26 protein-coding genes, 1 tRNA gene and 1 pseudogene are annotated in these 25,579 nt (G+C 64.8%); 23 read left to right on the top strand and 5 right to left on the bottom strand.

The genetic code is table 11. The features are described from left to right. The first annotated feature begins 16 nt into the window (after nt 1–16). Nucleotides 17–796, top strand: coding sequence for a helix-turn-helix domain-containing protein (locus tag FE851_RS10370; RefSeq protein ID WP_261370982.1), 780 nt, complete (start codon nt 17–19; stop codon nt 794–796). A gap of 20 nt (nt 797–816) precedes the next feature. On the opposite strand, the gene FE851_RS10365 is transcribed toward FE851_RS10370, so the two are convergent. Further along, a complete protein-coding gene (locus tag FE851_RS10365) occupies nt 817–1,668 on the bottom strand; it encodes a class I SAM-dependent methyltransferase (RefSeq protein WP_145202196.1) in 852 nt (283 codons plus the stop codon). 41 nt (nt 1,669–1,709) lie between these two features. Here FE851_RS10365 and FE851_RS10360 point away from each other — a divergent pair. The 5 genes and pseudogenes from FE851_RS10360 (at nt 1,710) to FE851_RS10340 (ending at nt 4,258) form a co-directional block, all read left to right on the top strand. After that, nucleotides 1,710–2,518: pseudogene (locus FE851_RS10360) on the top strand (ComF family protein). Nucleotides 2,519–2,569: 51 nt separating this feature from the next. Further along, nucleotides 2,570–2,827 (top strand): glutaredoxin 3, encoded by a 258-nt coding sequence (gene grxC, locus FE851_RS10355; RefSeq protein ID WP_017181522.1) that lies wholly within the window; start codon nt 2,570–2,572, stop codon nt 2,825–2,827. Nucleotides 2,828–2,832: 5 nt separating this feature from the next. After that, on the top strand, nt 2,833–3,663 hold the full coding sequence (locus FE851_RS10350; RefSeq protein WP_145204322.1) for a carbon-nitrogen hydrolase family protein: 831 nt from the start codon (nt 2,833–2,835) through the stop codon (nt 3,661–3,663). Further along, on the top strand, nt 3,660–4,145 hold the full coding sequence (locus FE851_RS10345) for a DUF1178 family protein (RefSeq protein WP_145202193.1): 486 nt from the start codon (nt 3,660–3,662) through the stop codon (nt 4,143–4,145). The genes FE851_RS10350 and FE851_RS10345 overlap by 4 nt, the downstream gene beginning before the upstream one ends. Nucleotides 4,146–4,181: 36 nt before the next feature. Further along, nucleotides 4,182–4,258, top strand: a tRNA-Arg gene (locus FE851_RS10340). 43 nt (nt 4,259–4,301) lie between these two features. On the opposite strand, the gene FE851_RS10335 is transcribed toward FE851_RS10340, so the two are convergent. Both FE851_RS10335 and FE851_RS10330 read right to left on the bottom strand, forming a co-directional pair. After that, nucleotides 4,302–4,523: a hypothetical protein gene (locus FE851_RS10335; RefSeq protein WP_145202190.1), complete on the bottom strand. Its 222-nt coding sequence runs from the start codon at nt 4,521–4,523 to the stop codon at nt 4,302–4,304. After that, entirely contained in the window at nt 4,514–5,482 is a 969-nt protein-coding gene (locus FE851_RS10330; RefSeq protein ID WP_145202187.1) for a magnesium and cobalt transport protein CorA, read from the bottom strand. The genes FE851_RS10335 and FE851_RS10330 overlap by 10 nt, the downstream gene beginning before the upstream one ends. 178 nt (nt 5,483–5,660) lie before the next feature. Between FE851_RS10330 and FE851_RS10325 the strand changes: the two genes are divergently transcribed. From FE851_RS10325 to FE851_RS10295, 7 genes are all read left to right on the top strand, one after another. Further along, nucleotides 5,661–6,191 (top strand): hypothetical protein, encoded by a 531-nt coding sequence (locus tag FE851_RS10325; RefSeq protein WP_145202183.1) that lies wholly within the window; start codon nt 5,661–5,663, stop codon nt 6,189–6,191. 163 nt (nt 6,192–6,354) lie between these two features. Next, nucleotides 6,355–7,071: a response regulator gene (locus FE851_RS10320; RefSeq protein ID WP_145202180.1), complete on the top strand. Its 717-nt coding sequence runs from the start codon at nt 6,355–6,357 to the stop codon at nt 7,069–7,071. Nucleotides 7,072–7,215: 144 nt separating this feature from the next. Further along, nucleotides 7,216–7,914 carry a carbonic anhydrase gene (locus FE851_RS10315; RefSeq protein WP_017182201.1) on the top strand — a complete coding sequence of 233 codons (699 nt, stop codon included), beginning with the start codon at nt 7,216–7,218 and terminating at the stop codon, nt 7,912–7,914. 3 nt (nt 7,915–7,917) lie between these two features. Then, on the top strand, nt 7,918–9,414 hold the full coding sequence (locus FE851_RS10310) for a SulP family inorganic anion transporter (protein ID WP_145202177.1): 1,497 nt from the start codon (nt 7,918–7,920) through the stop codon (nt 9,412–9,414). A 266-nt stretch (nt 9,415–9,680) separates the two neighbouring features. Further along, nucleotides 9,681–10,511 (top strand): TorF family putative porin, encoded by an 831-nt coding sequence (locus FE851_RS10305; RefSeq protein WP_107123749.1) that lies wholly within the window; start codon nt 9,681–9,683, stop codon nt 10,509–10,511. A 188-nt stretch (nt 10,512–10,699) separates the two neighbouring features. Continuing rightward, on the top strand, nt 10,700–11,410 hold the full coding sequence (locus FE851_RS10300) for a response regulator (protein WP_006961535.1): 711 nt from the start codon (nt 10,700–10,702) through the stop codon (nt 11,408–11,410). Then, complete coding sequence (locus tag FE851_RS10295) at nt 11,407–12,729, top strand: ATP-binding protein (protein ID WP_019051561.1); 1,323 nt, start codon at nt 11,407–11,409, stop codon at nt 12,727–12,729. The genes FE851_RS10300 and FE851_RS10295 overlap by 4 nt, the downstream gene beginning before the upstream one ends. 60 nt (nt 12,730–12,789) lie before the next feature. On the opposite strand, the gene FE851_RS10290 is transcribed toward FE851_RS10295, so the two are convergent. After that, on the bottom strand, nt 12,790–14,418 hold the full coding sequence (locus FE851_RS10290) for an alkaline phosphatase family protein (RefSeq protein ID WP_145202174.1): 1,629 nt from the start codon (nt 14,416–14,418) through the stop codon (nt 12,790–12,792). Between the two features lie 76 nt (nt 14,419–14,494). Between FE851_RS10290 and FE851_RS10285 the strand changes: the two genes are divergently transcribed. The 10 genes from FE851_RS10285 (at nt 14,495) to FE851_RS10240 (ending at nt 24,489) form a co-directional block, all read left to right on the top strand. Then, entirely contained in the window at nt 14,495–16,519 is a 2,025-nt protein-coding gene (locus tag FE851_RS10285; RefSeq protein ID WP_145202171.1) for a protein-disulfide reductase DsbD family protein, read from the top strand. Next, on the top strand, nt 16,519–17,256 hold the full coding sequence (locus tag FE851_RS10280) for a TlyA family RNA methyltransferase (protein WP_145202168.1): 738 nt from the start codon (nt 16,519–16,521) through the stop codon (nt 17,254–17,256). The genes FE851_RS10285 and FE851_RS10280 overlap by 1 nt, the downstream gene beginning before the upstream one ends. An 89-nt stretch (nt 17,257–17,345) precedes the next feature. Continuing rightward, nucleotides 17,346–18,389, top strand: coding sequence for an efflux RND transporter periplasmic adaptor subunit (locus FE851_RS10275; RefSeq protein WP_017182194.1), 1,044 nt, complete (start codon nt 17,346–17,348; stop codon nt 18,387–18,389). Nucleotides 18,390–18,398: 9 nt separating this feature from the next. Next, complete coding sequence (locus FE851_RS10270; RefSeq protein WP_145202165.1) at nt 18,399–18,569, top strand: efflux RND transporter permease subunit; 171 nt, start codon at nt 18,399–18,401, stop codon at nt 18,567–18,569. Between the two features lie 16 nt (nt 18,570–18,585). After that, nucleotides 18,586–21,684: an efflux RND transporter permease subunit gene (locus FE851_RS10265; RefSeq protein WP_145202161.1), complete on the top strand. Its 3,099-nt coding sequence runs from the start codon at nt 18,586–18,588 to the stop codon at nt 21,682–21,684. Between the two features lie 24 nt (nt 21,685–21,708). Next, nucleotides 21,709–22,257 (top strand): TspO/MBR family protein, encoded by a 549-nt coding sequence (locus FE851_RS10260; RefSeq protein WP_145202158.1) that lies wholly within the window; start codon nt 21,709–21,711, stop codon nt 22,255–22,257. A 42-nt stretch (nt 22,258–22,299) separates the two neighbouring features. After that, entirely contained in the window at nt 22,300–22,599 is a 300-nt protein-coding gene (locus tag FE851_RS10255) for an accessory factor UbiK family protein (protein WP_026149389.1), read from the top strand. A gap of 42 nt (nt 22,600–22,641) precedes the next feature. Beyond that, complete coding sequence (locus tag FE851_RS10250) at nt 22,642–23,148, top strand: YbjN domain-containing protein (RefSeq protein ID WP_017182190.1); 507 nt, start codon at nt 22,642–22,644, stop codon at nt 23,146–23,148. A gap of 7 nt (nt 23,149–23,155) precedes the next feature. Then, complete coding sequence (locus tag FE851_RS10245) at nt 23,156–23,968, top strand: pyrroline-5-carboxylate reductase family protein (RefSeq protein ID WP_145202154.1); 813 nt, start codon at nt 23,156–23,158, stop codon at nt 23,966–23,968. Between the two features lie 17 nt (nt 23,969–23,985). Next, nucleotides 23,986–24,489 carry an asparaginase domain-containing protein gene (locus FE851_RS10240; protein ID WP_017182188.1) on the top strand — a complete coding sequence of 168 codons (504 nt, stop codon included), beginning with the start codon at nt 23,986–23,988 and terminating at the stop codon, nt 24,487–24,489. Between the two features lie 70 nt (nt 24,490–24,559). Here FE851_RS10240 and FE851_RS10235 read toward each other — a convergent pair. Next, nucleotides 24,560–25,506, bottom strand: a protein-coding gene (locus FE851_RS10235; RefSeq protein ID WP_145202151.1) for an IS630 family transposase whose coding sequence is annotated in 2 segments (ribosomal slippage) — nt 24,560–25,170 and nt 25,170–25,506 — 948 coding nt in all. Because the reading frame shifts where the segments join, the coding sequence is not laid out codon by codon here. Nucleotides 25,507–25,579: the final 73 nt, after the last annotated feature.

Below are 25,579 nucleotides of genomic sequence, written 5' to 3'. Positions count from 1 at the left end.
CTAGGCCGTCAACATGATGGACACGCAAAGGACGGATATGGGCTGGGCGTTGACCGAGAAGGAGAAGCAGACGCTGCGCCTGATCGTTCGCGGTCATGACGCGAAGTCGGTCGCGCGAAGTCTGGGCCTGTCGGTCCATACAATTAACGAGCGGTTGCGCGATGCGCGGCGGAAAATGGCGGTGTCGAGCAGCCGGGAAGCGGCCCGGTTGCTGCTGGAGGTGGAGGGGGACGGTGCGGGACCGTCCCCCAATTATGTGGGGGACAAGGAAATCCGGGCAGACGCGCCGGATAGTCCGGTGGATCAGGACAGCGCGCCGATTAGCGGCGCAGGGCGGGCCATCCGCCCTTACTGGATCATCATCGGAGTAGCTCTCATGACGCTTGCCCTTGGCCTGTTGGCCCTCACCGCTCTGCCGCAACTCACTTCTGCCCCTTCTTCCCCGGTGCCAGTTGCCAGCACAGCACAAAATCCGGCAGTGGTGGATGTAGCGCGTCGATGGCTGGTGCTAGTTGACGAGGGGCGTTGGGACGAAAGCTATCGCGAGACTACCGTGACCTTTCGCCGGATGAACACGGCAAAGGTGTGGGCCGACACTTCGGAAGAGGTGCGCGTGCCTTTGGGCGCAGCATTATCCCGCATTTTCCTCAGTCAGGAAAATCTGCCCGCGCCGCCTTCCGGTTATGAAGTGGTGAAATTCCGCACCCGTTTCGCCAACAAGGGAGAGGCGATCGAGACGGTCAGTCTGGATCGCGAGGATGGGCAGTGGCGCATAGCAGGCATCACTATCGAATGAAGTGGGGCAGGGGGCAGGCGTTATCCCGCCTTCCCCTTCAACGCCTCCGCCAGCGATACTGTCGCGCTGCCGCGTCGGGCCGGGGCGGCCTGGCTGGGGTCGGGTTTCCAGCCTGACAGATAGAGGATCGCCATCTGCTCCGCCGTCCGGCCATCCGGGTCCGCTGCATCGGCAAAATGGCGTGCGGCGGCGACAAGCGCGTCCCGACGCAGCGCGGGGGGGCGCGCCGTCAGTACATTGCCCGCGCCCATGCCGCGCAGGTCATGCATCAGGCGCAGCAGATGGCCATAACGGACGCTCAGCGTCTCGCCATCGGCCACGGGCATCGCAAAGCCCGCGCGGCTGAGCAGGTCGCCTGCCGATCGCACATCGACCTGCGGGTGGATATGCTGGCCCGGCCGGTCGCCTTCGCCCGCCATCAGCGCGGCGCGCAATCGCGGCAGGCTGCCAGCGCCGGTGAAGGTCGCCAGCATCAGCCCGTCGGGCCGCAGCACCCGCCGCATCAGGATCAGCGCACCGGGCAGGTCATTGACGCTGTCGAGCGTGCCGCAGGCGATGACCAGATCGAAACTATTGTCGGCAAAGGGCAGGGCGTCCTCATCCCCCTGCACCCCATCGCTGGCACGGGCGGCGCGGAAGCCGGGATCGATGCAGGCGACCCGCTTGCCCATCGCTTCCAGAGCGGCCCTGGCGCTGCCGTCCGGGCAGCCGATCACCAATGCTTCGGGCAGGTCGCGCTGCACATCGCCCAGCCGGTCGAGCAGTTCGTCCAGCATGGCGCGATAGAGAAAGTCATGGGCCGCAAAATCGGCCAGCATCCGGTCCCGCCGGATGCTGCGCAGGGAACGGTCGAATATGTCGGGGCTGCTCATGCCGGGCCTTGTGCAACGGGCGGGAAGGGGGGACAAGGCAGATGATGCCTTTCCTGCCGCTTCTCAAGAGCGCGATCCGCCCCGCGCTTGATTATGCGCTGCCGCCGCGCTGTCCCGGTTGCGGCGTGATCGTGGGGGAAGATCATGGTTTCTGCCTGTCCCTGTCTCTTATACACATCTAGATGTGTATAAGAGACAGGATCATGGTTTCTGCCTGTCCTGCTGGGGCGGTATGGAATTTTTGGGCGAACCCTGTTGCGCGCGCTGCGGCATACCCTTTCCGCATGACATGGGGGAGGGCGCGGAGTGCGGCGCCTGTCTGGCCGATCCGCCGCCCTTCGACAGCGCGCGGGCGGTGCTGGCCTATGGCGATGTCGCGCGCACGGTTGCGCTGCGGCTGAAATATGGGCGGCGCATCGGCCTTGCCCGGCTGGTCGCGCGGCAGATGCTGCGCCAAGTCCCCGCAATCGGCGAAGATCCGCCGCTGATCGTGCCGGTGCCGCTGCATCGCTGGCGATTATGGGGGCGGGGGTTCAACCAGTCGGCGCTGATCGCGGATCATCTGGGGCGGCTGACGGGGCTGGCGGTGGACAAACATGGTCTGCTGCGGGTCAAGCGGACGGCGCCCTTGCGCGGCATGCATCCGGGGCAGCGGGCAAGGGCGGTGCGCGGCGCCTTTGCGCTGGCTGCCGGGCATCGGATGACGGGACGACGCATCCTGCTGATCGACGACGTTCATACCAGCGGCGCGACGGCGGCCGCCTGCACCCATATTCTCAAGCGCGGCGGGGCTGGCGAGGTGCGGCTGCTGTGTTGGGCGCGGGCCTTGCCACGCGAAAGCGCTGATTGACAATATAGAGCAAAGCCCCAATTTCAGGGAATAAGGAGCAATGACGGACAGATGGCAAAGGTCGAAATCTATACCAAGGCGTTTTGCGGCTATTGCGCGCGGGCCAAGGCGCTGCTGAACGACAAGGGTGTCGCGTTCGAGGAATATGACATCACGATGGGCGGGCCCAAGCGCGCCGAGATGCTGGAACGCAGCCGGGGCGGCAGCACCGTGCCGCAAATCTTCATCGACGGACAGCATATCGGTGGCAGCGACGACATGGCGGCGCTGAACCGGCAGGGCAAGCTCGACCCGCTGCTGGGGCTGTGACCACGATGCGCGCTGCGCTGTTCCAGATGACCAGTGGCATTGATCCTGCCGCCAATGCCGCTGCCATCGTGGCGATGGCGGCGCGGGCCAGGGGGGAGGGGGCGGACATGCTCTTCACCCCGGAAATGGCGGGCTATCTGGACCGCGACCGCGCGCGTGCTGCCGCCACATTGCGATCCCAAGCCGATGATGCGGTGCTCGCCGCCGTGCGCGAAGCGGCGGCCAGGGAGGGCCTGTGGATTCATATCGGATCGCTGCCTCTGAAAGATGAGCGCGCCGACGGTCGCTGGGCCAATCGCAGCTTCCTGATCGACGACACCGGCGCGATCCGGGCGCAATATGACAAGATCCACCTGTTCGACGTCGATCTTGCGACGGGCGAAAGCTGGCGCGAATCGTCGGTCTATGGACCGGGCGAACAGGTGGTCGCTGCCGATACGCCCTGGGGCCGTATGGGTTTTTCGATCTGCTACGACATGCGCTTTCCCGACCTGTATCGCGCACTGACCAATGCCGGGGCGACGATCCTTCTGGCCCCGGCTGCCTTCACCGTGCCGACCGGACAGGCGCATTGGCATGTGCTGTTGCGCGCCCGCGCGATCGAGGCGGGCTGCTTCGTCATTGCGACGGCGCAGGTCGGCGCGCATGCGGACGGGCGCGTGACCTATGGCCATAGCCTGGTGGTCGATCCATGGGGCGAGGTGCTGCTCGACATGGGGGAGGCCGGGGGACTGGGGCTTGTCGATATTGACCTGACGCGGCTAGGGGATGTGCGGGCGCGTGTGCCCGCCATCGCCAACCGCCGTGCCATTGCGCAGGAAGTGCAAATTTCGTGATCGTGTTCGACCTTAAATGCCAGTCGCAGGGCCATGTGTTCGAAGCCTGGTTCGGTTCCAGCGCCGACTATGCGGACCAGCAGGAACGCGGGCTTCTGGCCTGCCCGACATGTGGCGACCCGCAGGTGACCAAGGCGGTGATGGCGCCCGCGGTGGCGGCCAAGGGTAATAGCCGCTCGGTCGTGGTGCAGGACGCCGCCGCGCCCACGCCCGACGCCCCCGTCGCAATCAGCACGGGCGACGCGGCCAAGATGCGCGCGATGGTCGAAGCACTGGCGCAGGCCCAGCAAAAGCTGCTGGAAGGGTCCACCTGGGTTGGCCGCGGCTTTGCCGAACAGGCGCGCGCCATGCATTATGGCGAACAGGCCAGCGGCAGCATCCATGGCGAGGTCGCCCCGGCAGAAGCGAAAGCGCTGATGGAAGAGGGCGTGCCGGTCGCGCCGCTGCCTTTTCCCGTCATTCCCCCCGAAGCGAAGAATTGACCGCGTCGCCCGCCCATAATAGAGGCCAAGCGATGGGCACCCGTAGCTCAGCAGGATAGAGCATCAGATTCCTAATCTGAGGGCCATGGGTTCGAATCCCGTCGGGTGCACCATTTTTTACAGCCTCAGGCGCCAGCGCGGGCATGCGTTACCCGTTCAGCCTTCTGCCAGCATGGCGTCGATGATCGCCTGCCAGGCGGCAAGCGCGGTGCTATCCATCGACAGGTCAGGATCGCGGATTGTGGCCAGCACGACGCGGGCATTGTCGCGATACATGCGCCGCATCGGTTCTGCATCGGGATCGTCCCAGTCCCAGTCGGGTACGATATTGGCGTACATGGCGCGGGCGGCGCGTTCCAGGGCGTTGGTTACAGCCATTTGAGTTTCCTGAAGCGAACATAGAGCAGGGCGCAGACGATGCTGATCACGCCCAGCACCACGAAATAGCCATAGCGGGTGCGCAGTTCGGGCATATTCTCGAAATTCATGCCGTAAATGCCCGCGATCGCGGTCGGTACGGCCAGGATGGCGGCCCAGGCCGCCAATTGGCGGGTGATGACGCCGGTGCGCTGTTGTTCCAGCAAATTGCTGAATTCGAACACGGACGCCAGAATCTCGCGCAGATCCTCCACCATCGTCTGGACCCGGCGCACATGGTCGCGCACGTCGCTGAAATAGGGGCGGGCCTCCGCATCGATGCAGGGCAGTTCCTGCTTGACGAATTTGGTCGCGACTTCGTGCATCGGCGTCAGGATACGCTGGAAACGCAGCAGCTGGCGGCGCAGATTGAAGATGCGGGTGATGTCGTCATGCCCCAGGAACGTGTCGATGGTATGCTGTTCCATCGCCAGCACCTCTTCTTCTATCCCCTCGATGATCGGCAGATAGCCATCGACCACGAAGTCGAGGATGGCGTGCAGGACATAATCGACCCCCTGGGCGAGGCGGGCGGGCACCGCTTCCAGATCCTGCCGCAGGGCAAGGTGCGCGCGGGAAGAGTCGTGGCGGACGGTGATGATATGGCTGTGCCCCACGAAGATCGCGGTTTCGCCGTAGCAGATGCTGTCATCTTCGACATGGGCGGTCCGGGCGACGACGAACAGCTGGTCGCCATAGAGGTCGACTTTGGGCAGCTGGTTGGCCTTGACCGCATCCTCGACAGCCAGCGGATGCAGATCATAGGCGCGCTGGAGCGCCTGCATCTCCGCCAGCGTGGGGTCGGCGACGCCGATCCAGACAAATTCGGATTTGTCGTGGGCGCAGTCGATTCGCTCGTCGATCGACACCGACCGGACACGGGCGCCGTTGCGATAGAGATAGGCAGCGATGACAGTCATGAACAGGTCCGGCTTGGGGCAAGGCGAGGTTCGATTAGCAGATGGCGGGGATGGCGTCCTATCCCAATCAGGCCACGGCCCGCATGATTTTTCGACGAAGCGGTGGCAGGTGACTTCGCCCTGACATAGTTGGGGGCGAGAGGGGGATTGGAAATAGCAGGCGAAGGCGGTCCCCATCATGTTGGCCATAGATTTCGAGGCATCCTGCCTGCCGCGCCACGGGCGGTCCTTTCCGATCGAGGTCGGACTGGCGGGAGCGGATGGCGCGCGCAGCTGGATCATAAGGCCGCATCCCGACTGGGCAGGCTGGGGCTGGACGGCGGAGGCCGAGGCTTTGCACGGGCTGAGTCGGGCGCGGATCGAACGGGACGGGCTGCCTGCCCATGTCGTGCTGGATCAACTGGTCGAGGCGGTGGGTGGCCAGCGCGTGGTCGCCGACAGCCTGATCGATCCCTATTGGCTGGAGACGCTGGCGGCTGCGGCCGGTCGGGCGGCCCCGTTTGCGATCGATCATGTCGCAACGCTGCTGGACGAACGGCAGGTCGATGAAGCGCAAATCAGTGCGTCCGTGCGGATCGCCGACCAGCGCTGTCCGACGCGGCACCGAGCAGGCAGCGACGCCCTGTGGCTGGCATGCGTCATGGCGCAGCTCTGGCCCGACCTTGCCGCTGCTCCGCCGGTGCGGATGCCGCTGATGTCCTGCTACTGATCCAAATCTGCCGTCGGCCATTAGCAACAATTTGTTACCTCCGGCAAATTTCGGAGACATTCGCCTGCCCTAATTCGGGCGCGCCGGCTTCGCAGGGGCCGGATGCTTTCGCCTGAGCAGGAGTTGCGATGATGACGCACAATGCCGCGCCGAATGGTCCGCGATGCCGGTAACCGCGCCGTTGATCATGGTCGCCGAGACGCAGCCGGATCTGCGCCGGACGATCCGCGAATTTCTGGAGGAAAGCGGCTTTCGCGTCCTGCCTGCCCAATCGTCCGACGATGTGTTTCAGGCGCTCGGTAAAGTGCCTGTGGGCGTCGTGGTGCTGGATTCGGCGTTGCGCGGGGCGGATGGGCTGGACCTGTGCCGCGACGTACGCGAACGCAGCGACGTGCCTGTCATACTGGTCGGCGCCAACAGCAGCGAAGTGGACCGGGTGGTCGGGCTGGAACTGGGGGCGGACGATTATATGGCCAAGCCCTATTCGGGGCGGGAACTGGCTGCGCGCGTGCGGGCCGTGCTGCGCCGCGGGAGGAGCGATCGGTCCCCAGGCCTCAATCGCCAGACCCAGGCGGTGTTCGACGGCTGGACAGTCGATTTCGGACGGCGGACGCTTCTTGATCCAGCCGGCGCGCCGGTCGATCTGACGGCGGCGGAGTTTACATTGCTGACTGTGTTGCTGGACCATCCCCAGACGGTGATCGCGCGGGCGCGGCTGATGGAACTGGCCGGCGTGCGCGACGCGCCATCGTCGGATCGCAGCGTCGACGTGCTGATCAGCCGCCTGCGCCGCAAATTGCGCCATGGCGACCAGCCCGCGCCGATCGTGACCGCCCGCGGCATCGGCTACATGTTCAGTGCCACCGTCGATCGTTGCTGAAATATGCTTTCGCCGCACTGCAACATCGATTCAACGTTCAGACATACTATTTAACAAAGCCGCTGCGACCTAGCAAAGCCGCTCTCCTATCTAACGTGACAGGCCGGTCCGTTCCGACTGGCAAAACAACGAAGGAGAGACTCCATGAACGAGCTCATCGGTCGCGTTTTCAACTTCGAAAAGCACACTTTTCCGAACGAAAGCGCGCTTTACAACCGACTCGCCAGTGACGGTCAGAGCCCCAAGGCGCTGATGATCTCCTGCGCCGATTCGCGAATCGTTCCCGAACATATCATGCAGGCGCAGCCGGGCGATCTGTTCGTATGCCGCAATGCAGGCAACATCGTCCCGCCGCACGCGACGCAAAATGGCGGCGTCACCTCCACGGTCGAATATGCCGTCATGGTTCTGGGCGTCCGCGACATCATCGTTTGCGGCCATAGCGATTGCGGCGCGATGAAGGCTTTGTCGACCGAGGCCGACCTGACAGCCATGCCCAATGTCGCTGCCTGGCTGCGGCACAGCCATGCCGCACAGCAGGTCTGCAAGGCAAGCTATCCCGCCGATCTGAGCGACGCGGAAAAGCTGCGCAACATGGCGCTGGAAAATGTCGTGGCGCAACTCGCCCATCTGCGCACCCATCCATCGGTCGCATCGGGCATCGCCCGTGGCGAAATTGCGCTGCATGGCTGGTATGTCGACATTCATGCCGGTCTGGTGATGGGCCTTGATGGCGAAACCGGCCGTTTCTCGCCGCTGCGCGAAGGCCAGCCGCTGCCCGTAGCGCTCCCCCACGCCCGTCGCCTCGCTGGCGAAGGCGAATATGCCCTGGCGGCGGAGTAAGCCATGTTGAAAGCCTTTTCCGGCGGCACATTCAGCCGCGATTTCGTAGCGTCGATCGTTGTCTTTCTGGTGGCGATGCCGCTGTGCATGGGCATTGCGGTTGCTTCCGGCGTGCCACCGGAAAAGGGCCTGATCACCGGCATCATCGGCGGCATCGTCGTTGGCCTGATGGCCGGTTCGCCCTTGCAGGTCAGTGGTCCGGCGGCGGGCCTGGCCGTCATCGTCTTTGAAATCGTCCGCGAACAGGGGCTTTCCGCCCTTGGTCCCATCCTGATCCTGGCAGGCGCGATCCAGGTGATCGCCGGGCTTTTGCGGGTCGGCGGCTGGTTCCGCGCGATTTCGCCCGCGGTCGTACACGGGATGCTGGCTGGCATCGGCGTGCTGATCGTGGTCGGCCAGTTCCATGTGCTTTTCGACGACAAGCCCTTGTCGAGCGGCCTGCACAATCTGATCGCCATGCCGGGCCAGATTTTCGGCCTGACCAACGGCGATGCGGCGACGGCCTTCGCGGTCGGCCTCATCACCATTTTTGGCATGCTGGGTTGGGAGAAATTCCGCCCCGCCTCGCTCAAGCTGGTGCCCGGCGCACTGGTTGGTGTGGTTGCGGCCACGCTGGTCGCCTTCCTGCTCGCCCTGCCGGTTGCACGGGTCGTCGTGCCGGAATCGATTGTCGGCGCCATCACGCTGCCCGAAGGCGGATTGCTGGCGCAATTGCTCAATCCGACCGTGATCACCACCGCCGTTGCGATCGCCTTCATCGCCAGCGCCGAAACCCTGCTGTCGGCCGCTGCCGTCGACCGGATGCATGATGGCGTACGCACCAATTATAGCCGGGAACTGAGCGCGCAGGGCGTTGGCAATCTGCTTTGCGGCTTTGCCGGGGCGTTGCCGATGACCGGCGTTATCGTGCGCAGTTCTGCCAACGTGCAGGCGGGGGCCAAGACCCGGATGTCCACCATATTGCATGGCATCTGGATTTTGGGCTTCGTGGCGCTGCTCCCCTGGTTGCTGCGTGAAATTCCGATGGCTGCGCTGGCGGGCATATTGGTTGTCACCGGCGTCCGTCTGGTCAGTGTCGATCATGTTCGCCATCTGCTGCACCGCTATGGACCGTTGCCGGCCATCGTGTGGGCCGCGACGCTGATCTGCGTGGTCGCGACGGACCTGTTGACCGGCGTGCTGGTCGGCATTGGCCTGTCGATGCTGGAACTGATCCCGCATCTGAGCCGTCTGCGGCTGAAGATGGAGGAAGAAAGCCGTGGCGACACGCATGAAGTGGCGCTGCGCGGTTCGGCCACCTTCCTCAACCTGCCCAAGCTGTCGGCCAAGCTCGACTCGCTGCCTGCGGCCGGCCTCGTCATCCTGAATGTCGAGCGGCTGGGGCATATCGACCATACCTGCGCCGAAATGGTGCGGGAATGGGTCGATCGCCGCCGCGGTGCCGGTTCCCCCGTGGAGTTGTTCGGCGCAACCGGACGGATGCGCCAGCTCGTCGCCTGATCATCCCCCCCCTCGATCAGGCGACCAAAATGCCGCCGTGTTCCTCCCGACACGGCGGCATTTTGCCGTTTCAGAGCGGCGAGGGCGACAGTCAAATCGTTACTTTTATGTCACAGCAATTTCCAACATCTCGCATATGCGAGAAAAACCTGTTTGCCTGCCGGGCATTTGAGAATTAGTCAGACGTCGACCACAGGCACTGGAAGCGGCAGCAACAGACTTTCGGGCCAGTGGACGCAGGACGGAACATTCTTTCGTAAAGGGGAATGTTCATGAAGTATAAGATCGCTACCGCCGCCCTCGCCCTTATGTCGAGCGTCCCGGCTTTCGCGCAGGAAGAACCTGCCGGTCCCGTCACCATATCGGGCAGCGTTGCCCTGGTTTCCGACTATCGCTTCCGTGGCGTGTCGCAGACGGACAAGGGCATGGCCGTTCAGGGCGGCATCACCGCCACGCATGAAAGCGGCGCCTATGTCGGCACCTGGGCATCGAACCTGTCTGGCTGGGGTACTTTTGGCGGTTCCAACATGGAACTCGACCTGTTCGCCGGTTACGCCATTCCGCTGGGCGGCGCGACGCTCGACGTTGGTCTGACCTGGTACATGTATCCGTCGGGCGCCAACACGACCGATTTCGCCGAACCCTATGTCAAGCTGTCCAGCACGCTCGGCCCGGTCAATGGTCTGATCGGTGTCGCCTACGCACCCAAGCAGGAAGCGCTCGGCAAGGTTTGCAGCGACGCGGCCTGCACCATCTTCAATCCGGGCGCCAAGGAAGACAATTTCTATGTCTGGGCTGACGTGAACGGTGCGGTGCCTAACACGCCGCTCACGCTGAAGGCCCATTTGGGTTGGTCGAAGGGCAATTCCGGCCTTGGTCCGAACGGCACGTCGATCGCCCCGACCGGCAAATATCTCGACTGGCTCGTCGGTGCCGACGTCGCCGTTCCCGGTACGCCGCTGACGCTGGGTGTTTCTTATGTCGACACCGACATTGCGCGCGTCGAAGAAAACTACCTCCGCCCGAACTTCTCCGATGCAGACGGTTCGTCGATCGCTCGCGGCAAGGTCGTCTTCTCGCTGACCGCAGCCTTCTGATCCAGATGCGCCGGGCCTGTCACGCAGGCCCGGCGCAACCTGTCCCGCCGCGCCAACCCGCCGATGTCGCGGGCATGACAAATTGTTGCTGTCGCGCTTGCAGTTCGTTTCCCAAGCGTCTCATGGTTGACCCCTGTTACGGGCGACCTTATCCCTGCTGACATGACCAACGTCCTGTCGTTCCCATCATGACCGCCCCCACCATCATCCTGGTCGAGGACGACCCGCCACTGCGTACGCTGACCGCGCGGGCGTTGCAGGAACATGGCTATCAGGTTCGTCCTGCCTCTTCGGGACCGGAAATGTGGGTGGCGTTCGATGCCGGGCCGGTCGATCTGGTCGTGCTGGACGTCATGTTGCCGGGCACCAACGGCATAGACCTGTGCCGCCAGATCCGGCGCAAGAGCGATGTTCCCATCATCTTCATCAGCGCCAAGGGCAGCGAGACAGATCGTATCGTCGGGCTGGAACTGGGCGCGGACGATTATCTGCCCAAGCCGTTCGGCACCCGCGAACTGATTGCCCGCATCCGCGCCATCCTGCGCCGTGTCGGGCTGGAGCGCGGGCCGGACGATCATCGCGAAAATGAAGCGCGCTTCGACGATTGGGTGGTCAATTTCCCCCGCCGCGAACTGCGGTCGCCCACGGGCGCGATCGTCGACCTAACGGGCGCGGAATTCGACCTGCTGGGCAGCTTCCTCAGCCATCCGCAGCGGGTGATCGCGCGTGAGCGGCTCATAGAATTGTCGCGCACCCGCATGGGCGACAGCAGCGACCGCAGCATCGATGTGCTGGTCAGCCGCTTGCGCCGCAAGCTGACCACAGAGGATCGGCCAGCGCCTATCACCACCGTGCGAGGCGTCGGCTATATGTTCAATGCCGAGGTCAGCCGCGCTTGAAACGGCATTTCAAAGGATCGCTGGGGCTGGTCGGCCGCATTTTCGCGATCCTTTTGCTGACGGTGACGCTGGAATTTGCCGTCGGCACGCTGATGTACGAGCGGGCCAGCCAGCTATCCTTGCAGGATGACGAGGCGCGGCGGCTGGCCGAGCATCTGGTGATCGCGCGCAAGCTGCTGACCGAACAGCCGGTCGAGGAGCGGCGCACGATGGGCGTCCAGCTGACCACGGACCGCTATGACGTGCATTGGTCGCCTGCTGCGCCACCGCCGCCGCCCCTGTCGCCCGAACTGGAGCGGATGCGCCAGCAGATCATCGCCTGGGAACCCAGTCTGGAACGATCCCGCCTTTGGCTGCGGCTGGCATCGCCGGGCCGCCATTCGGAAATCAATGGCGGGCTGCAATTGCCCGATGGCAGCTGGCTCTATTTCGGCATGCACCATGGCGGGGGCAAATGGGCCTTCACCATCGGACGGATGGGGATGGCGCTCATTCCCGTGCTGGCGCTGTTGATTGCGGGTTGGGTTCTGATCCGCAAGACGCTGGACCCGCTGCGCGACCTGACCCGCGCGACCGAGCAGATCGGCCTGGGGCGCGAGGTGATCCTGCCAGAAGCGGGCACCAACGATGTGCGCAACCTGATCCGCGCGTTCAACGTGATGCAGACCCGCATCCATCGCCTGATCGATGAACGGACGGAGACGCTGGCGGCGGTTGGGCATGACATGCGTACGCCGCTGGCGCGGCTGCAATTGCGGCTGGAGACGGTGCCCGACGGGGAAACGCGCGAGGCGATGGATGGCGACCTGGAGGAAATGGGGCAGATGATCGAATCGCTGCTCGATTTTCTGGGCGGTGAGAAAGACCCCGAACCTGCGGTGCGTACGGACCTGGCGGTCACGGTCGCGACGATCGTCGATTCGTTTCAGGACCATGGCCATGATGTCGAATATGCCGGGCCGGATCATCTGGAACTGGCGGTGCGGGCGCTCTCGCTCCGCCGGGCGGTGCGTAACCTCATCGAAAATGCGCTGCATTATGGCAAGCGCGCCCGCGTGAGCCTGGAGCGCAAAGGGAATGAGGTGCTGATCCGCGTCGATGATGATGGTCCCGGCATCCCGCGCGACCAGCTTGACGCCGTACTCAAACCCTTTGCCCGGCTCGACACCGCGCGCCAGCGCAATACCAGCGGATTGGGGCTGGGGCTGGCGATCGTGCAGAAGGCGGTCGATGCCGAAGGCGGCAAGCTGACGCTCGCGAACCGGCCCGAAGGGGGCTTGCGCGCTGAAATCTGCCTGTTCCTGCCTTCGGGCAAATGAGAAACCGCGGTCGCGAGCGATATTCGCGGCGCGAACCGGAATAGCCCGGCCAAAGCCCCGTCATTGCGCGGGGCAACTGCTCCCTTCACCCGCCACCAGATCCAGGCAACGGCCATCAATCTCGCTCTTGGGGACGGGCAGGCCGATCAGAGCCGCCAGCGTCGGCATGATGTCGACCGTTTCCACGCCCAGCGGCTGCTCGAAATGGGTTAGCCCCTTGCGCCAGAAGAGGATGGGCACGCGGCGATCATAGTCCCACGGGCTGCCATGGGTGGCGACATAGCCCTTGGTCGGATCGACGATCGGCGTGATCCGGGGCTTGAGCAGCAACAGGATGTCGCCCGACCGCGCCGGATCGAAACTGGCGCGCGCTTCCTGTAGCAGCGACCAGCTTTCCGGCGGGCCGGACGGGGAGGGGACGGCGGCGATCTGCGCCTTGGTAAAGGCTGCCTCGACCTGCGGATGCGCGCGCAGCAGCTTGAGCGTCTCGGCCTCCACCTTCGCGCGCTGGGCGGCAGTCAGCCCCTTGTCGATATAAAGGTCGCCCGCCGGGCCGTCACCCCAGATCAGCGTCTTGCCGGACAGGCCGGTGATGGCCCCGATCGTCGCGCTCAGCGCCTTGGGCGTCAATGCCGCGTCGACGCGGTTTTCCATCGGCATGGCATTTTCGCGGTGACGTTCGGGCAGGTCGTGGCCGCCATGGTCGGCGGTCAGCACCACCGCATAGTCGATGCCATCCTTGTCGAGCCGGTCGAAGAAAGCGCCCAGTTCGCGGTCCAGACGGTCGATCTGGATGCAGCTTTCGGTGCCTTCGGTGCCGTAGGTGTGGCCGACATAATCGGTCGCCGACAGGCCGATCGAGATGATGTCGGTCTGCGCCTGCTTGCCCAGCGCCATGCTTTCAATCGCACCAGCAGCCAGCACCAGCGTCATCGCATCCTGTTCGGGCGAGGCGCGGAAGGCCTTGAAATCACCGGCTGCGCGCGCGAAGCGGCCGGTGCCAACGCTCTTGCCAGCGCCGATCGCGACCGGGAAATCCTTGGCCACGCATTGCTGCGGCAGGTCGAATCCCGCATTGGGCTGGGCCAGTCGCGCGGCAAAGGCTTCGTTGATCTTCGCCACCAGTGGCGGGGTGCCGACGCCCTTGTAGCTGACGAAGCCTTGCGCGCCGCCGATCCACCATGTCTGGTCGGCGGTGGGTCCGCCCATCATGATCGCCGCGCGATCCTTCCCCGCGACCGATACGACGCGGGTGGCGGGGTTGGCGATCTTCATCCGGCCGCCCAATGTGGGGACTTTCAGGTGAATGGGGGAGGCGACATAATTGCCGCTGTTGCTGCCCGGCTGACTTTCATCCTCGGCGCAATAGACCGCCTTGTCCTCGCGCGCGGTCGACAGGTCGAACCATGTGTTGGCGATGATCCCGGTGCGCGACGGGCGGCTGCCGGTCAGGATGGTCGAATGGCCGGGGCAGGTTTCGGTCGCGGCATGGCTTTGATAGCCCTTGGGAAACACAACCCCTTGCGTCAGCCGCTTCAGGCCGCCGCTATAATATTGGCGATATTCGCTGAACAGGTCGGCGGAAAACTGGTCGACCGATATGGCGACGATCAGCTTGGGCGGCGTCGTCTGGGCCGTGGCCGGGATCGCGGTGGCGAGCAGCAGGGCGGTGGCGACTTTTCTCAACATCTACTCTACCTTCTCCAGCCTTGACGGCGAACGTCACCCGACCTAGCCCGCTGACACCCACGCGACCAGAGGCCCGATGCGGATTTTTCATGTCATATTGATGACGCTGGCTTTGCTGGCCGGGGTTTCAGGCGCGCAGGCGCAGGGCGCGTTCGGGGGCGGTGCGCCGCATATTTCCGCGCATCTGGTGGCCGAAAGCGCCACGCCCGCACCGGGCAAGACGACGAACATAGCCTTTGCCATGGTGCCGGAGGCGGGATGGCATGGCTATTGGGAAAATCCGGGCGACGCCGGCCTTGGCATGACGGTGAGCTGGACATTGCCCAAGGGCGTGAGCGTCGGTCGCCTGCGCTATCCGGTGCCCGAAACGCTGCTGATTTCGGGCCTGATGAACCATGTGTATGAAGGCCCCTATGGCATATTGGCGACCCTGACGGTTGCGCCCGATGTCGCGCCAGGCACGCGCCTGCCGGTGCGGGTGAAGGCGCAATGGCTGGCCTGCACCGACAAGGTGTGCGTGCCGGAAAGTGGCGAGATGGCGCTGGATCTGGTCGCGGGCGACGGGCAGGTGGCGACAGCCGATCGGGCGCGGTTCGACGCCTGGCGCAGCCATCTGCCGAGGCCGCTGGGGTCCGAAGCGACCTATGCGATTGCCGATGGCAAGCTGCGCCTGTCCGTACCCTTTCCCGCCGATGCGCAGGCGGATCAGGTGCATCTGTTTCCCTTGGGCGAAGGGCTGGCGCGCTATGCCGCGCCGCAGAGCGTGACCCGCGATGGCGACCGGCTGCTGGTCGAAACCGATGCGGGCGAGGGCGGCAAGGGCGGCGCGGTGCAGGCGGTGCTGGCCACGGGCGACCATGTCGGCTTTCTGCTGACGGCCCGTCCCGGCCAGGTGGCGGCATCGGGCGGCGGCGTGACCGGCGCGATCCTGATCGCGCTGGGCGGGGCGCTGCTGGGCGGGTTGCTGCTCAACATCATGCCCTGCGTCTTCCCGATACTGGGCCTCAAGGCCATGAAACTGGCCAAGGCCGGGGGCGATGAACGGACCGTGCGGCGCGAAGCGATCGCCTATGCCGCCGGGGTGATCGCCACCTGCCTGGCGCTTGGCGCGGCGCTGCTGGCGTTGCGCGCGGCGGGGGCGGCTGTCGGCTGGGCGTTCCAGTTGCAGGACCCGCGCATCATCCTGACGCTGCTGTTGCTGGTCGGCGCGATCGCTTTCAACCTCGCGGGCCTGTTCGAATTGCAGGCGGTCGGCGGGGGCGAGGGGCTGGCGGGCAAGGGCGGCATGGCGGGTGCCTTCTGGACTGGGGCGCTGGTCGCCTTCGTCGCGACGCCCTGTACCGGGCCATTCATGGGCGCGGCGATGGGCGCGGCGCTGGTGCTGCCGCTGGCCGCCGCGCTGGCGGTGTTTGCCGGGCTGGGGCTGGGGCTGGCGCTGCCCTTCCTGCTGCTGGCCTATATCCCCGCGCTGCGCACACGGCTGCCGCGACCGGGGCCGTGGATGGGGCGGTTCCAGAAGATATTGTCGATCCCGATGTTCCTGACCGCGCTGGGCCTAGCATGGCTGCTGGGGCAACAGCGCGGCGTGACGGGCATGACGATCGGGCTGGCCGCGATGCTGGCGCTGGTGCTGCTGCTCTGGTGGCTGGGCAACCGACAGCGGGCCGGGCGGGGCGGTGGCTGGATCGTGGCGCTGGCGGCCCTTGCAGTGCTGGGCGGGGCGGCGGCGCTGCTGCCGTCGCGCGCGCCTGCCGCCGCCGCGCAGGAGGGGGCGGCGCTGCCGTTCGACGAAGCGCGGCTGGCCAGCCTGCGCGCGGCGAACAAGCCGGTATTCCTCTATTTCACCGCCGACTGGTGCCTGACCTGCAAGGCCAATGAAGCCGCCGCGATCGACCGCGCCGAGACCCGCGCCGCCTTCGACAAGGGGGGTGTGACGGTGATGGTCGGCGACTGGACCAATGCCGATCCGGCGATCACACGCTTTCTGGAAGGCCAGGGCCGGTCGGGCGTGCCGCTCTATCTGTGGTATGCGCCGGGCAAGGAGGCGCAGACGCTGCCGCAATTGCTGACGCCCGCGACGCTGACGGCGCTGGTGGGCTGATGGCGAAGATTCGCGCCGACCAGTTGCTTGTCGACAATGGCCTGGCGGAAAGCCGCGCGCGCGCGCAGGCGCTGATCCTGGCTGGCCTCGTCTTTCTGGGCGACAGGAAGATCGACAAGGCCGGGCAGCAGGTCGCGCCCGATGCCGAACTGGACGTACGGGGCCGGGACCACCCCTGGGTGTCGCGCGGCGGCATCAAGCTGGCCCATGCGCTGGCCGAATATGCCATCGATGTGACCGGCATGGTGGGGCTGGACGTGGGCAGCTCGACCGGCGGCTTTACCGACGTGCTGCTGACCAATGGTGCGGTTCGCGTCTATGCGGTGGACAGCGGCACCAATCAGCTGGCGTGGAAGTTGCGCAGCGATCCGCGCGTCATCGTTCATGAACAGACCAGCGCGCGCATCCTGACACAGGCCCATATTGTCGAGCCGATCGACATCATCGTGTGCGACGCCAGCTTCATCGCGCTGGCCAAGGTATTGGAACGGCCGCTGACCTTCGCCCGGCCCGGCGCGTCGCTGGTGGCGCTCATCAAGCCGCAGTTCGAGGCGGGACGTGAGGAGGTCGGCAAAGGCGGGGTGGTGCGCGATCCGGTGATCCATGATCGTGTCTGCCAGGACGTGCGCGCGTGGATAGAGGGGCAGGGCTGGACCACCATCGGCATCACGCCCAGCCCGATCACGGGACCGCAGGGCAATGTCGAATTTTTACTCTACGCCCGGCTTGGTGGATAAGCGTCCTGTATTCGTTATTTGCGACGTTGTTACATCTTGCGACAAAAGGCCATGTTGTGTCGCATCGAAAGGCCCGATAGCCCTCCACCATGCGCAAATCCCTGTTTCTTATCACCGCCCTATGCCTTGCCGGTTGCAGTGGCGACAAGACATCCAAGCCACGCCAGGCTGCGCTGGTCGAGGCAGCGCCGATTGCGAAGGCGGATTTTGCCGATACGCTGGATGCCGTCGGCACGGCGCTGGCCAATGAACAGGTGATCCTGTCCGCGCCCGTGACCGAACGGGTCACCTCGATCAACTTCGCCGATGGCGGCTATGTCGCCAAAGGGCAGGTGATCGCGACCATGGCGATCGCGCAGGAACAGGCCGAACTGGCCGCGGCGCAGGCGCAGGCATTGCAGGCGGGACAGCAACTGCAACGGGTACAGGCGCTAAAGGCGCGCGGCTTTGCCACGGCCGCCTTGCTGGACCAGCAACTTGCGCTGGCCAACGCAGCCAAGGCCAGTGCCGACCAAAGCCGAGCCGCGATCAACGACCGGGTGATCCGCGCGCCCTTTGGCGGCTGGCTCAGCCTGCGCACCGTGTCGCCCGGCGCAATCGTGACGGCGGGCACGGCCATCGCCACGGTCAGCGACATTTCACGGATAAAGCTGGACTTCACCGTGCCTGAAACCCGCCTGTCGACCATTCGCGAAGGGCAGACGATCCGCGCCGTGTCCGCCGCCTGGCCCGACCGGCCATTCAACGGCACGATCGCGACCATCGACCCGGTGATCGACCCCGCCACGCGCGCGGTGCGCGTCCGCGCGATCCTGCCCAATCCTGATCATGCGCTGAAACCGGGCATGTTGCTGACCGTCAGCATCGTGTCGCGCCAGCGCCAGTCGCTCGCGCTGCCCGAACTGGCGGTGGTGGGCGATGGCGAGGATCGCTTCGTGTTCGTGGTGGAGGATCGCAAGGCCAAGCGGGTCAAGGTCGATACCGGGCTGCGGCAGAACGGGCTGGTCGAGATATTGGGCGGGGTGAAGGCGGGCCAGCAGGTGGTGACCGATGGCGTCGTCAAGCTGAGCGATGGCGTGCCGGTGCGCCTGGCGGGGGACAAGCCCGCGCCGTCCTCCAAATCGGCGGGGTAGGGCACCGCCATGCAATTGTCCGACCTGTCCGTCCGCCGCCCGGTATTCTCCGCCGTTATCGCGATCCTGCTCTGCATCGTCGGGGTGGTCGGCTATCTCAGCCTGTCGGTGCGCGAATATCCTGACACCGACCCGCCGATTGTGTCGGTGGAGACCATCCTGTCTCTTATACACATCTAGATGTGTATAAGAGACAGTGTCCGACCTGTCCGTCCGCCGCCCGGTATTCTCCGCCGTTATCGCGCTCCTGCTCTGCATCGTCGGGGTGGTCGGCTATCTCAGCCTGGCGGTGCGCGAATATCCTGACGCCGACCCGCCGATTGTGTCGGGGGAGACCATCTACACGGGTGCGGCCGCGTCGGTCGTCGAAACCCGGATCACCCAGCTGATCGAGGATGCCGTCGCAGGCGTTCAGGGCATCCGCACCATCACGTCGACATCCCAGGACGGCACGTCCGACATCAGCATCGAATTCGACCCCTCGCGCGACATCGACACTGCGGCGAACGATGTGCGCGATCGGGTCGGATCGGTGGTGGAGGATTTGCCGGAAGAGGCACTGGCGCCCGAAATCCGCAAGGTCGACGCCGATGCGCGGCCGATATTATACCTGTCCTTTTCCCGCCCCGGCTGGAGCGAAATCCAGCTGAGCGATTATATCGACCGCAACATCGCCGATCGCTTTTCCGCCATTGACGGGGTGGCCCGCGTCACGATCGGTGGCGAGGCGCGTCCATCGACGCGTGTGTGGATGAACGCCGAACGGCTTGCGGCCTTCGGCCTGACGCCGGCCGACGTCGAAAATGCGCTGCGCACGCAGAATGTCGAACTGCCCGCCGGTCGATTTGAATCGAAGGATCAGAACCAGACGCTGCGCGTCGAGCGGCCCTTCGCCACGCCCGACGAGTTCGCCCAGTTGGTGGTTGGCCGGGGCGCGAATGGCTATCAGGTCAAGCTTGGCGATGTCGCCCGGATCGAGGAAGGGGCGGAAAATCCCTATAGCAGCTTCCGTTCCAACGCGGGGACGGCCATCGGCCTGGGGATCGTGCGGCAATCGGGCGCCAACACGCTGGAGGTGGCGGACAAGGCCAAGGCACTGGTCGAACAATTGCGCCCGAACATGCCGCAGGGGATGCGGGTGGCGGTCGGCTCCGACGAGTCGCTGTTCATCAGCCGGGCGATCGACAATGTCTATGACACGCTGCTTGAAGCGGCGCTGCTCGTCATCCTCGTCATCTTCCTGTTCTTAGGCTCGGTGCGGGCGACGATCGTTCCCGCCATCACCGTGCCGATCTGCCTGCTGGCGACCTGCGCGGTCATGTGGCTGCTTGGCCTGTCCATCAACCTGCTGACCCTGCTGGCCTTCGTGCTGGCGATCGGGCTGGTGGTGGATGACGCCATCGTCGTGCTGGAAAATGTCTATCATCGGATCGAGCAGGGAGAAGACCCGCTGGTCGCCTCCTATCTCGGTACGCGGCAGGTGGGTTTTGCGATCATTTCTACCACATTGGTCGTGTGCGCGGTGTTCGTGCCGGTGATGTTCCTGGCGGGGCAGACCGGGCTGCTGTTCCGCGAACTGGCGGTCGCGATGATCGCCGCCATCGCTTTTTCGGGCTTCATATCGCTCAGCCTGGCGCCGATGCTCTGTTCCAAGCTGCTCAACAATGCCGAACGCGGGCGGTTGGCGCGCTGGGTGGATGCCCGGTTCCAGCGGCTGGAGGGCCGCTATTCCCGCTGGCTGGACCATGTGCTGCGCAAACCACTGCTGCCGTTGATCGGCGTCGGACTGTTCCTGGCGCTTGCCGGGGGGATGTTCACCCTGCTGCCGAACGAACTGGCGCCGGCGGAGGATACCGGCGTCGTCGACAGCCAGATCAGCGCGCCGGAGGGCACCGGCTATGACCGGATGCTGGCCTATATGCGCAAGATCGAAGCGGCGCTGGCGCCGCTGCGGGAAGACGGGACGCTCCAGAATCTGGTCGTCCGCACGCCCGCCGGTTTCGGCACGTCGGACGATTTCAACAGCGGCAACGTGATCGCCTTCCTGCGCCCATGGGAGGACCGCACGATCACGACGGCGGAAGTCGCGACCATCATCAACAAGGTGATTGCCGAGCAACCCGGCGTGCGCGGCAACGCCGCCCCCCGGTCGGGCCTGGGGCGCGGGCGCGGGCTGCCGGTCAATATCGTGCTGGCTGGTTCGACCTATGAAGGGCTGGTGGCGGCGCGCGATCGCGTCTTTGCGGCGGCGGCCAACTATCCGGGGCTGATCAACCTGGACAGCGACTATAAGGAAACCAAGCCGCAGATGCGGATCGACGTCAACCAGCAGCGCGCGGGCGATCTGGGCGTGTCGGTGAATGACATCAGCCAGGCGTTGCAAAGCCTGCTGGGGTCGCGGCGCGTGACCACCTATGTCGACCGGGGCGAGGAATATCGCGTGCTGGTGCAGGCGGAACAGGAGGGACGCCAGACGCTCGCCGATCTGGAGCGGATTCAAGTGCGCGCGAACAATGGGGCGCTCGTCCCGCTATCGGCGCTGGTCACGGTGCGCGAAGTCGCCGGGCCGCGCCAGCTCAACCGCTACAACAAGCTGCGCGCGATCACTTTGTCAGCAGCGCTGGCCCCCGGCACGTCGCTGGGGCAGGCGCTCGCCTTTCTGGAAAATGAAGCGCGCCAGTCGCCCGAAGTGCTGGCGATCGGCTATCGCGGCGAAAGCCAGTCCTTGCGCGAAACCGGCGGGTCGATCTGGCTGATCTTCGGCCTCACCATATTGATCGTCTATCTGTTGCTGGCCGCGCAGTTCGAAAGTTTCATTCACCCCGGCGTGATTATCGCCACGGTGCCGCTGGCGGTGGCGGGCGGTGTGCTGGGGCTGATCGTTACGGGCGGATCGGTCAATCTCTACAGCCAGATCGGCATCGTCATGCTGGTCGGGCTGGCGGCCAAGAACGGCATATTGATCGTCGAATTTGCCAACCAGTTGCGCGACGAGGGGATGGAGGTGGCGCAGGCCATTCGCGAGGCGGCGACCCGGCGTTTACGGCCGATCCTGATGACGTCGATCGCCACGGTCATCGGCGCGGTTCCGCTGGTGATTCGCGGGGGCGCTGGCGCTGCTGCGCGCAATTCGATCGGCGTGGTCATCGTGTTCGGGGTCAGTCTGGCGACGCTGATAACATTATTCCTGATCCCCATATTCTATTCGCGTGTTGCGAAGCGGACCGTTTCTCCGCAAACCGTTGGTCGCAAGCTGGATTCGGCGTTGAAGGATTCGCCCGATCCAGCCGAATAGGATGAGCGTGGAGAAGCGTTGCCGATGAACGAAATCGCGTCCCCCGGCCAGTTGCGCCTTGCTTATCTGCGCTGGGCGCTGGTGACTGTGCCGGTCATCGTCCTGCTGGGCTTTCTGTCGGGCCAGCTCGCCAATAGCGGCTTTGGCAATCGCTGGTTCGACGCGCTGGAAAAACCGGCGCTGATGCCGCCGGGCTGGGCGTTTGGCGTTGCCTGGACCATCCTCTACATCGCCATGGCGCTGGCGCTGGCAATCGTGCTGCATGCACGCGGGGCCAAAGGGCGGGGCACCGCCATCGCCCTGTTCGTCGTGCAGTTCGTCCTGAACCTCGCCTGGTCACCGCTATTTTTCCGCGCACATCAGGTCGGCAGCGCGCTGGTGCTGATCCTTGTCCTGATTGTGCTGGTCGCCATCACGACCTGGCTGTTCAGCCGCATCCGCCGTGTCGCGGGCTGGCTGCTGCTGCCCTATCTGGCATGGCTGGCCTTCGCGTCTTTCCTCAATTTTGAGATTAATCGCCTGAACCCGGACGCGGAAACCCTTGTCGCGCCCGCGCTCCAGACCCAGATATGAGTTTTGGCGCGGCTTTCCGCGCCCGTTGAGAGGATGAGCATCATGCAGAGCGAGAACCGCTTTTTCGACGATCTGGCCAAGCTGGTGAACGGCGCAGCCGGGACCGTGGCGGGCATGAGCCGCGAGTTTGAAGCCAATGCGCGCGAGAAGGCGCGGGAATGGATGGGCGGCGCAGACTTTGTGTCGCGTGAGGAATTTGACGCGGTCAAGGCGCTGGCCGCCAGTGCGCGCGAAGAGGTCGAATTGCTCAAGGCGCGCATCGACGCGCTGGAAGGCAAGACCCCTGAACCTGTCAAGAAAAGCGTCAAGGCGACCAAGCCCAAGCCCGGCGAGGTGGACTGATCCTGTCTGTCCTTTCATCCTTCACGGTGTTAAGGCGCGCCGATGATGGACAGTGACGAGTTTGAACATGGCGGCCAGGAAGCCGCGCCGATCGACATGCTGGCGGCCTATTTCGAGGCGCATGGCTGGACCTACGAGCAGGTCGGCGAGGATGAGATCGTCGCCAATACGCAAGGGTCGTGGGCGCAATATGAACTGCGCGGCATCTGGCGTGACGAAGATCAGGTGCTGCAACTGCTGGCGCTGCCGGACATTCGCGTCACCGACGAAAAGCGGGGCACGATCTACGAGGCGCTGGGGCTGATCAACGAACAGCTGTGGCTGGGCCATTTCGAGCTTTGGTCGTCGAGCGGCATCATCCTGTTCCGCCACGGCGCGCTGCTGGGCGTTGGCGGAACGCTGACGCTGGATCAGGCGCAGTTGCTGGTTGAAACCGCGATCGACGAGTGCGAGCGTTTCTATCCGGTGTTCCAGTTCGTGCTGTGGGGCGGCAAAAGCCCGACCGAGGCGATTGCGGCCAGCCTGATCGAAACCCGCGGCGAGGCCTGAGCGCGCGATGACGATCTGCTGGCCCGATCATCTTTTCCTTGTCGGCTGCGGCAATATGGCCGGGCAGATGCTGGCGCGCTGGCTCGACTGCGGGCTTGATCCCGCGCGGGTAACGGTGCTGCGGCCAAGCGGGCGGTCGGTTGCCGATGGCGTGGCAGTCGTGATGACCTACCCCGCCACATTGCCGGCCGGGACGACCATATTGCTGGGCATGAAGCCCTATCAGATTGCTGATGTCGCCACGGCGCTGGCGCCCTTGTGCGGGGCGGACGTGCGGATCGTCTCCATCCTGGCGGGTACGCCGATCGCCGATTTGCGGGCGCGCTTTCCGGCCGTGCGCGACATGGTGCGGGCGATGCCCAACTTGCCGGTGGGACTGGGAGAGGGCGTCACGGCGCTGTTTGCCGACGACGGGACATCCGTGCAAGCCAAGGCCGATATTGGCGGACTGATCGAGCCGCTGGGCCTGGCCGAATGGATTGGCGACGAAGCGCTGTTCAATCAGGTGACGGCGCTATCGGGATGCGGCCCTGCCTTCCTGTTCCGCTTCATCGACGCGCTGGCGCGGGCTGGCGAAGCGCTGGGCATCCCCGCCGATCAGGCCGCGCGGATGGCGCTGGCGACGGTGCAGGGTTCGGCCAACATGGCTGCGCGGGCGAGTGACAGTCCCGGCGTGCTGGCCGACCGGGTCGCCAGCCCCGGCGGGATGACGCGCGAGGGAATGAATGTGCTGGACGCCGACGACCGCCTGCTGACCCTGATGACCGACACGCTGGCCGCTGCCCGCGATCGTGGCGAAGCCATGGCGCGCGGGGCTTGAACCTGACCGGAGCCATTATGCTGACCCCCGACACGCCTATCCTGATCCTCACCACTGGCGGCACGATCGACAAAATCTATTTCGATGCGCTGTCCGACTATCAGGTCGGCGAAACCGTCATGGCCCGTTTGCTGGATGTGGCGCGGGTCAAGCGGCCCTTCCGCGTCGAGGAAGTCGTGCGCAAGGATAGTCTGGAACTGGACGATGCCGATCGGGCGCTGATCCGTGCCCGCGTCGCCGCTGCGCCGGAAAGCCATATCGTCATCACCCATGGCACGGACACGATGACCGATACGGCCAAGCTGCTGGCCGATATTCCGGGCAAGACGGTGGTGCTGGTGGGTGCGCTGGCTCCGGCGCGATTTGGCGAGAGCGACGCGAGCTTTAATCTGGGCATGGCCTTTGCCACCGTTCAGGTGGCGGAGCCCGGAATCTATATCACGATGAGCGGGTCTGTATTCCGGGCCGACGCGGTCGTGAAGGACCGCGCGAAGGGCGCCTTCGTTCCGATCGGCCAATAGGTCCGACCCTGCCGGGCGGGAACCTCCCTCAACAGCCGCGCATTATGCGGCCATCTAGAGCAGTTTGTGATCATACGGCAGCATATCCGGCATGTCGGAAGTAGTTTTTGCATTGCTGTGGAGGGAAGTCGTCGAGGAGTGACCCGACGCGGTTCCACAGACCTTCGCGTGATCGCTCACCAGCTTTTCGCAGGAGGTGTTTGAGCTTGGCGAAGACCATCTCGATTGGATTGAGATCGGGGCTGTATGGCGGCAGGAAGAGCAAGGTTGCGCCGCACGCCTCGACCAGAGCAGCAACTTCGAGCCCTTTGTGGCTGGAGAGATTGTCGAGGATGACAATGTCGCCGGTTTTGAGCTGGGGAACCAGATACTGGCGGACATATTGGGTGAAGATCGCTCGGTTCATCGGCTCATCGACCACGAAGGGTGCCACGATCCCTTCGCTGGAAAGTCCTGCAAGGAAGGTCGTCATCTTCCAGTGTCCCGCTGGCGCGTAGCCGCGGACTCGCTTGCCGCGCGGACCACGTCCATAGCGGCGGACCATGTTGGTGGTGACGCCGGTTTCGTCGAGGAAGATCAGGCGACTGGCGCTCAAGACCGGTTGCATGGCGCGCCATGCCTCTCGCCGGACTGCGACGTCAGACCGCAGCTGCTCTGAGGCATACACGCTTTTTTTTTGAAGCTGATGCCGTTGCCGGTGAAGAAACGGCTCAGCATCCCGGCGTCCGCCTTCACGCCATGCGCGGCCAGCAATCGCTCCGCGACCGCGAGCAACGTCAGGTCCGGCTCCGCCTCGATCAGCGCCAAGAGCCAGGCCCGATGCCCCGTCAGGCGTGACCGTCGGTCGCCGCCCTGCGCCAAGGCCCCGCGCCGCCCTTGCCGCAATGCCTGGAGCCACCGCACCGCCGCTGCATCGCTGATCCGGTAACGCCGCGCGGCCTCCCGCCGCGACAAACCTTCAACCTCAACCGCTGCGATCACCCGATCGCGCAAATCCTGGGAATAAGCTCTGGTCATCCATGCCAACCTCCAACAGCCAGCACAGTGAATCAGAAATCCCGCGCCTTGGAAATCCACCACGATTCCGTCA

The sequence above is a fragment of the Sphingobium sp. B2 genome, from assembly GCF_007693735.1.
Taxonomy (GTDB): Bacteria; Pseudomonadota; Alphaproteobacteria; order Sphingomonadales; family Sphingomonadaceae; genus Sphingobium; species Sphingobium xenophagum.
The sequence above is the reverse complement of the archived record's forward strand: the minus strand, read 5'-3'. Positions and strand labels throughout refer to the sequence as shown.

Excerpts from the sequence above, each read along its gene's own strand:
- FE851_RS10280 (WP_145202168.1), top strand. The coding sequence starts at position 16,519 with ATGGCGAAGATTCGCGCCGACCAGTTGCTTGTCGACAATGGCCTGGCG.
- FE851_RS10270 (WP_145202165.1), top strand. The coding sequence starts at position 18,399 with ATGCAATTGTCCGACCTGTCCGTCCGCCGCCCGGTATTCTCCGCCGTT.
- FE851_RS10370 (WP_261370982.1), top strand. The coding sequence starts at position 17 with ATGGACACGCAAAGGACGGATATGGGCTGGGCGTTGACCGAGAAGGAG.
- FE851_RS10240 (WP_017182188.1), top strand. The coding sequence starts at position 23,986 with ATGCTGACCCCCGACACGCCTATCCTGATCCTCACCACTGGCGGCACG.
- FE851_RS10320 (WP_145202180.1), top strand. The coding sequence starts at position 6,355 with ATGCCGGTAACCGCGCCGTTGATCATGGTCGCCGAGACGCAGCCGGAT.
- FE851_RS10350 (WP_145204322.1), top strand. The coding sequence starts at position 2,833 with ATGCGCGCTGCGCTGTTCCAGATGACCAGTGGCATTGATCCTGCCGCC.
- FE851_RS10260 (WP_145202158.1), top strand. The coding sequence starts at position 21,709 with ATGAACGAAATCGCGTCCCCCGGCCAGTTGCGCCTTGCTTATCTGCGC.
- FE851_RS10335 (WP_145202190.1), bottom strand. The coding sequence starts at position 4,523 with ATGGCTGTAACCAACGCCCTGGAACGCGCCGCCCGCGCCATGTACGCC.
- FE851_RS10310 (WP_145202177.1), top strand. The coding sequence starts at position 7,918 with ATGTTGAAAGCCTTTTCCGGCGGCACATTCAGCCGCGATTTCGTAGCG.
- FE851_RS10275 (WP_017182194.1), top strand. The coding sequence starts at position 17,346 with ATGCGCAAATCCCTGTTTCTTATCACCGCCCTATGCCTTGCCGGTTGC.
- FE851_RS10300 (WP_006961535.1), top strand. The coding sequence starts at position 10,700 with ATGACCGCCCCCACCATCATCCTGGTCGAGGACGACCCGCCACTGCGT.
- FE851_RS10330 (WP_145202187.1), bottom strand. The coding sequence starts at position 5,482 with ATGACTGTCATCGCTGCCTATCTCTATCGCAACGGCGCCCGTGTCCGG.
- FE851_RS10250 (WP_017182190.1), top strand. The coding sequence starts at position 22,642 with ATGATGGACAGTGACGAGTTTGAACATGGCGGCCAGGAAGCCGCGCCG.
- FE851_RS10290 (WP_145202174.1), bottom strand. The coding sequence starts at position 14,418 with ATGTTGAGAAAAGTCGCCACCGCCCTGCTGCTCGCCACCGCGATCCCG.
- grxC (WP_017181522.1), top strand. The coding sequence starts at position 2,570 with ATGGCAAAGGTCGAAATCTATACCAAGGCGTTTTGCGGCTATTGCGCG.
- FE851_RS10315 (WP_017182201.1), top strand. The coding sequence starts at position 7,216 with ATGAACGAGCTCATCGGTCGCGTTTTCAACTTCGAAAAGCACACTTTT.
- FE851_RS10305 (WP_107123749.1), top strand. The coding sequence starts at position 9,681 with ATGTTCATGAAGTATAAGATCGCTACCGCCGCCCTCGCCCTTATGTCG.
- FE851_RS10285 (WP_145202171.1), top strand. The coding sequence starts at position 14,495 with ATGCGGATTTTTCATGTCATATTGATGACGCTGGCTTTGCTGGCCGGG.
- FE851_RS10245 (WP_145202154.1), top strand. The coding sequence starts at position 23,156 with ATGACGATCTGCTGGCCCGATCATCTTTTCCTTGTCGGCTGCGGCAAT.
- FE851_RS10255 (WP_026149389.1), top strand. The coding sequence starts at position 22,300 with ATGCAGAGCGAGAACCGCTTTTTCGACGATCTGGCCAAGCTGGTGAAC.
- FE851_RS10365 (WP_145202196.1), bottom strand. The coding sequence starts at position 1,668 with ATGAGCAGCCCCGACATATTCGACCGTTCCCTGCGCAGCATCCGGCGG.
- FE851_RS10325 (WP_145202183.1), top strand. The coding sequence starts at position 5,661 with ATGTTGGCCATAGATTTCGAGGCATCCTGCCTGCCGCGCCACGGGCGG.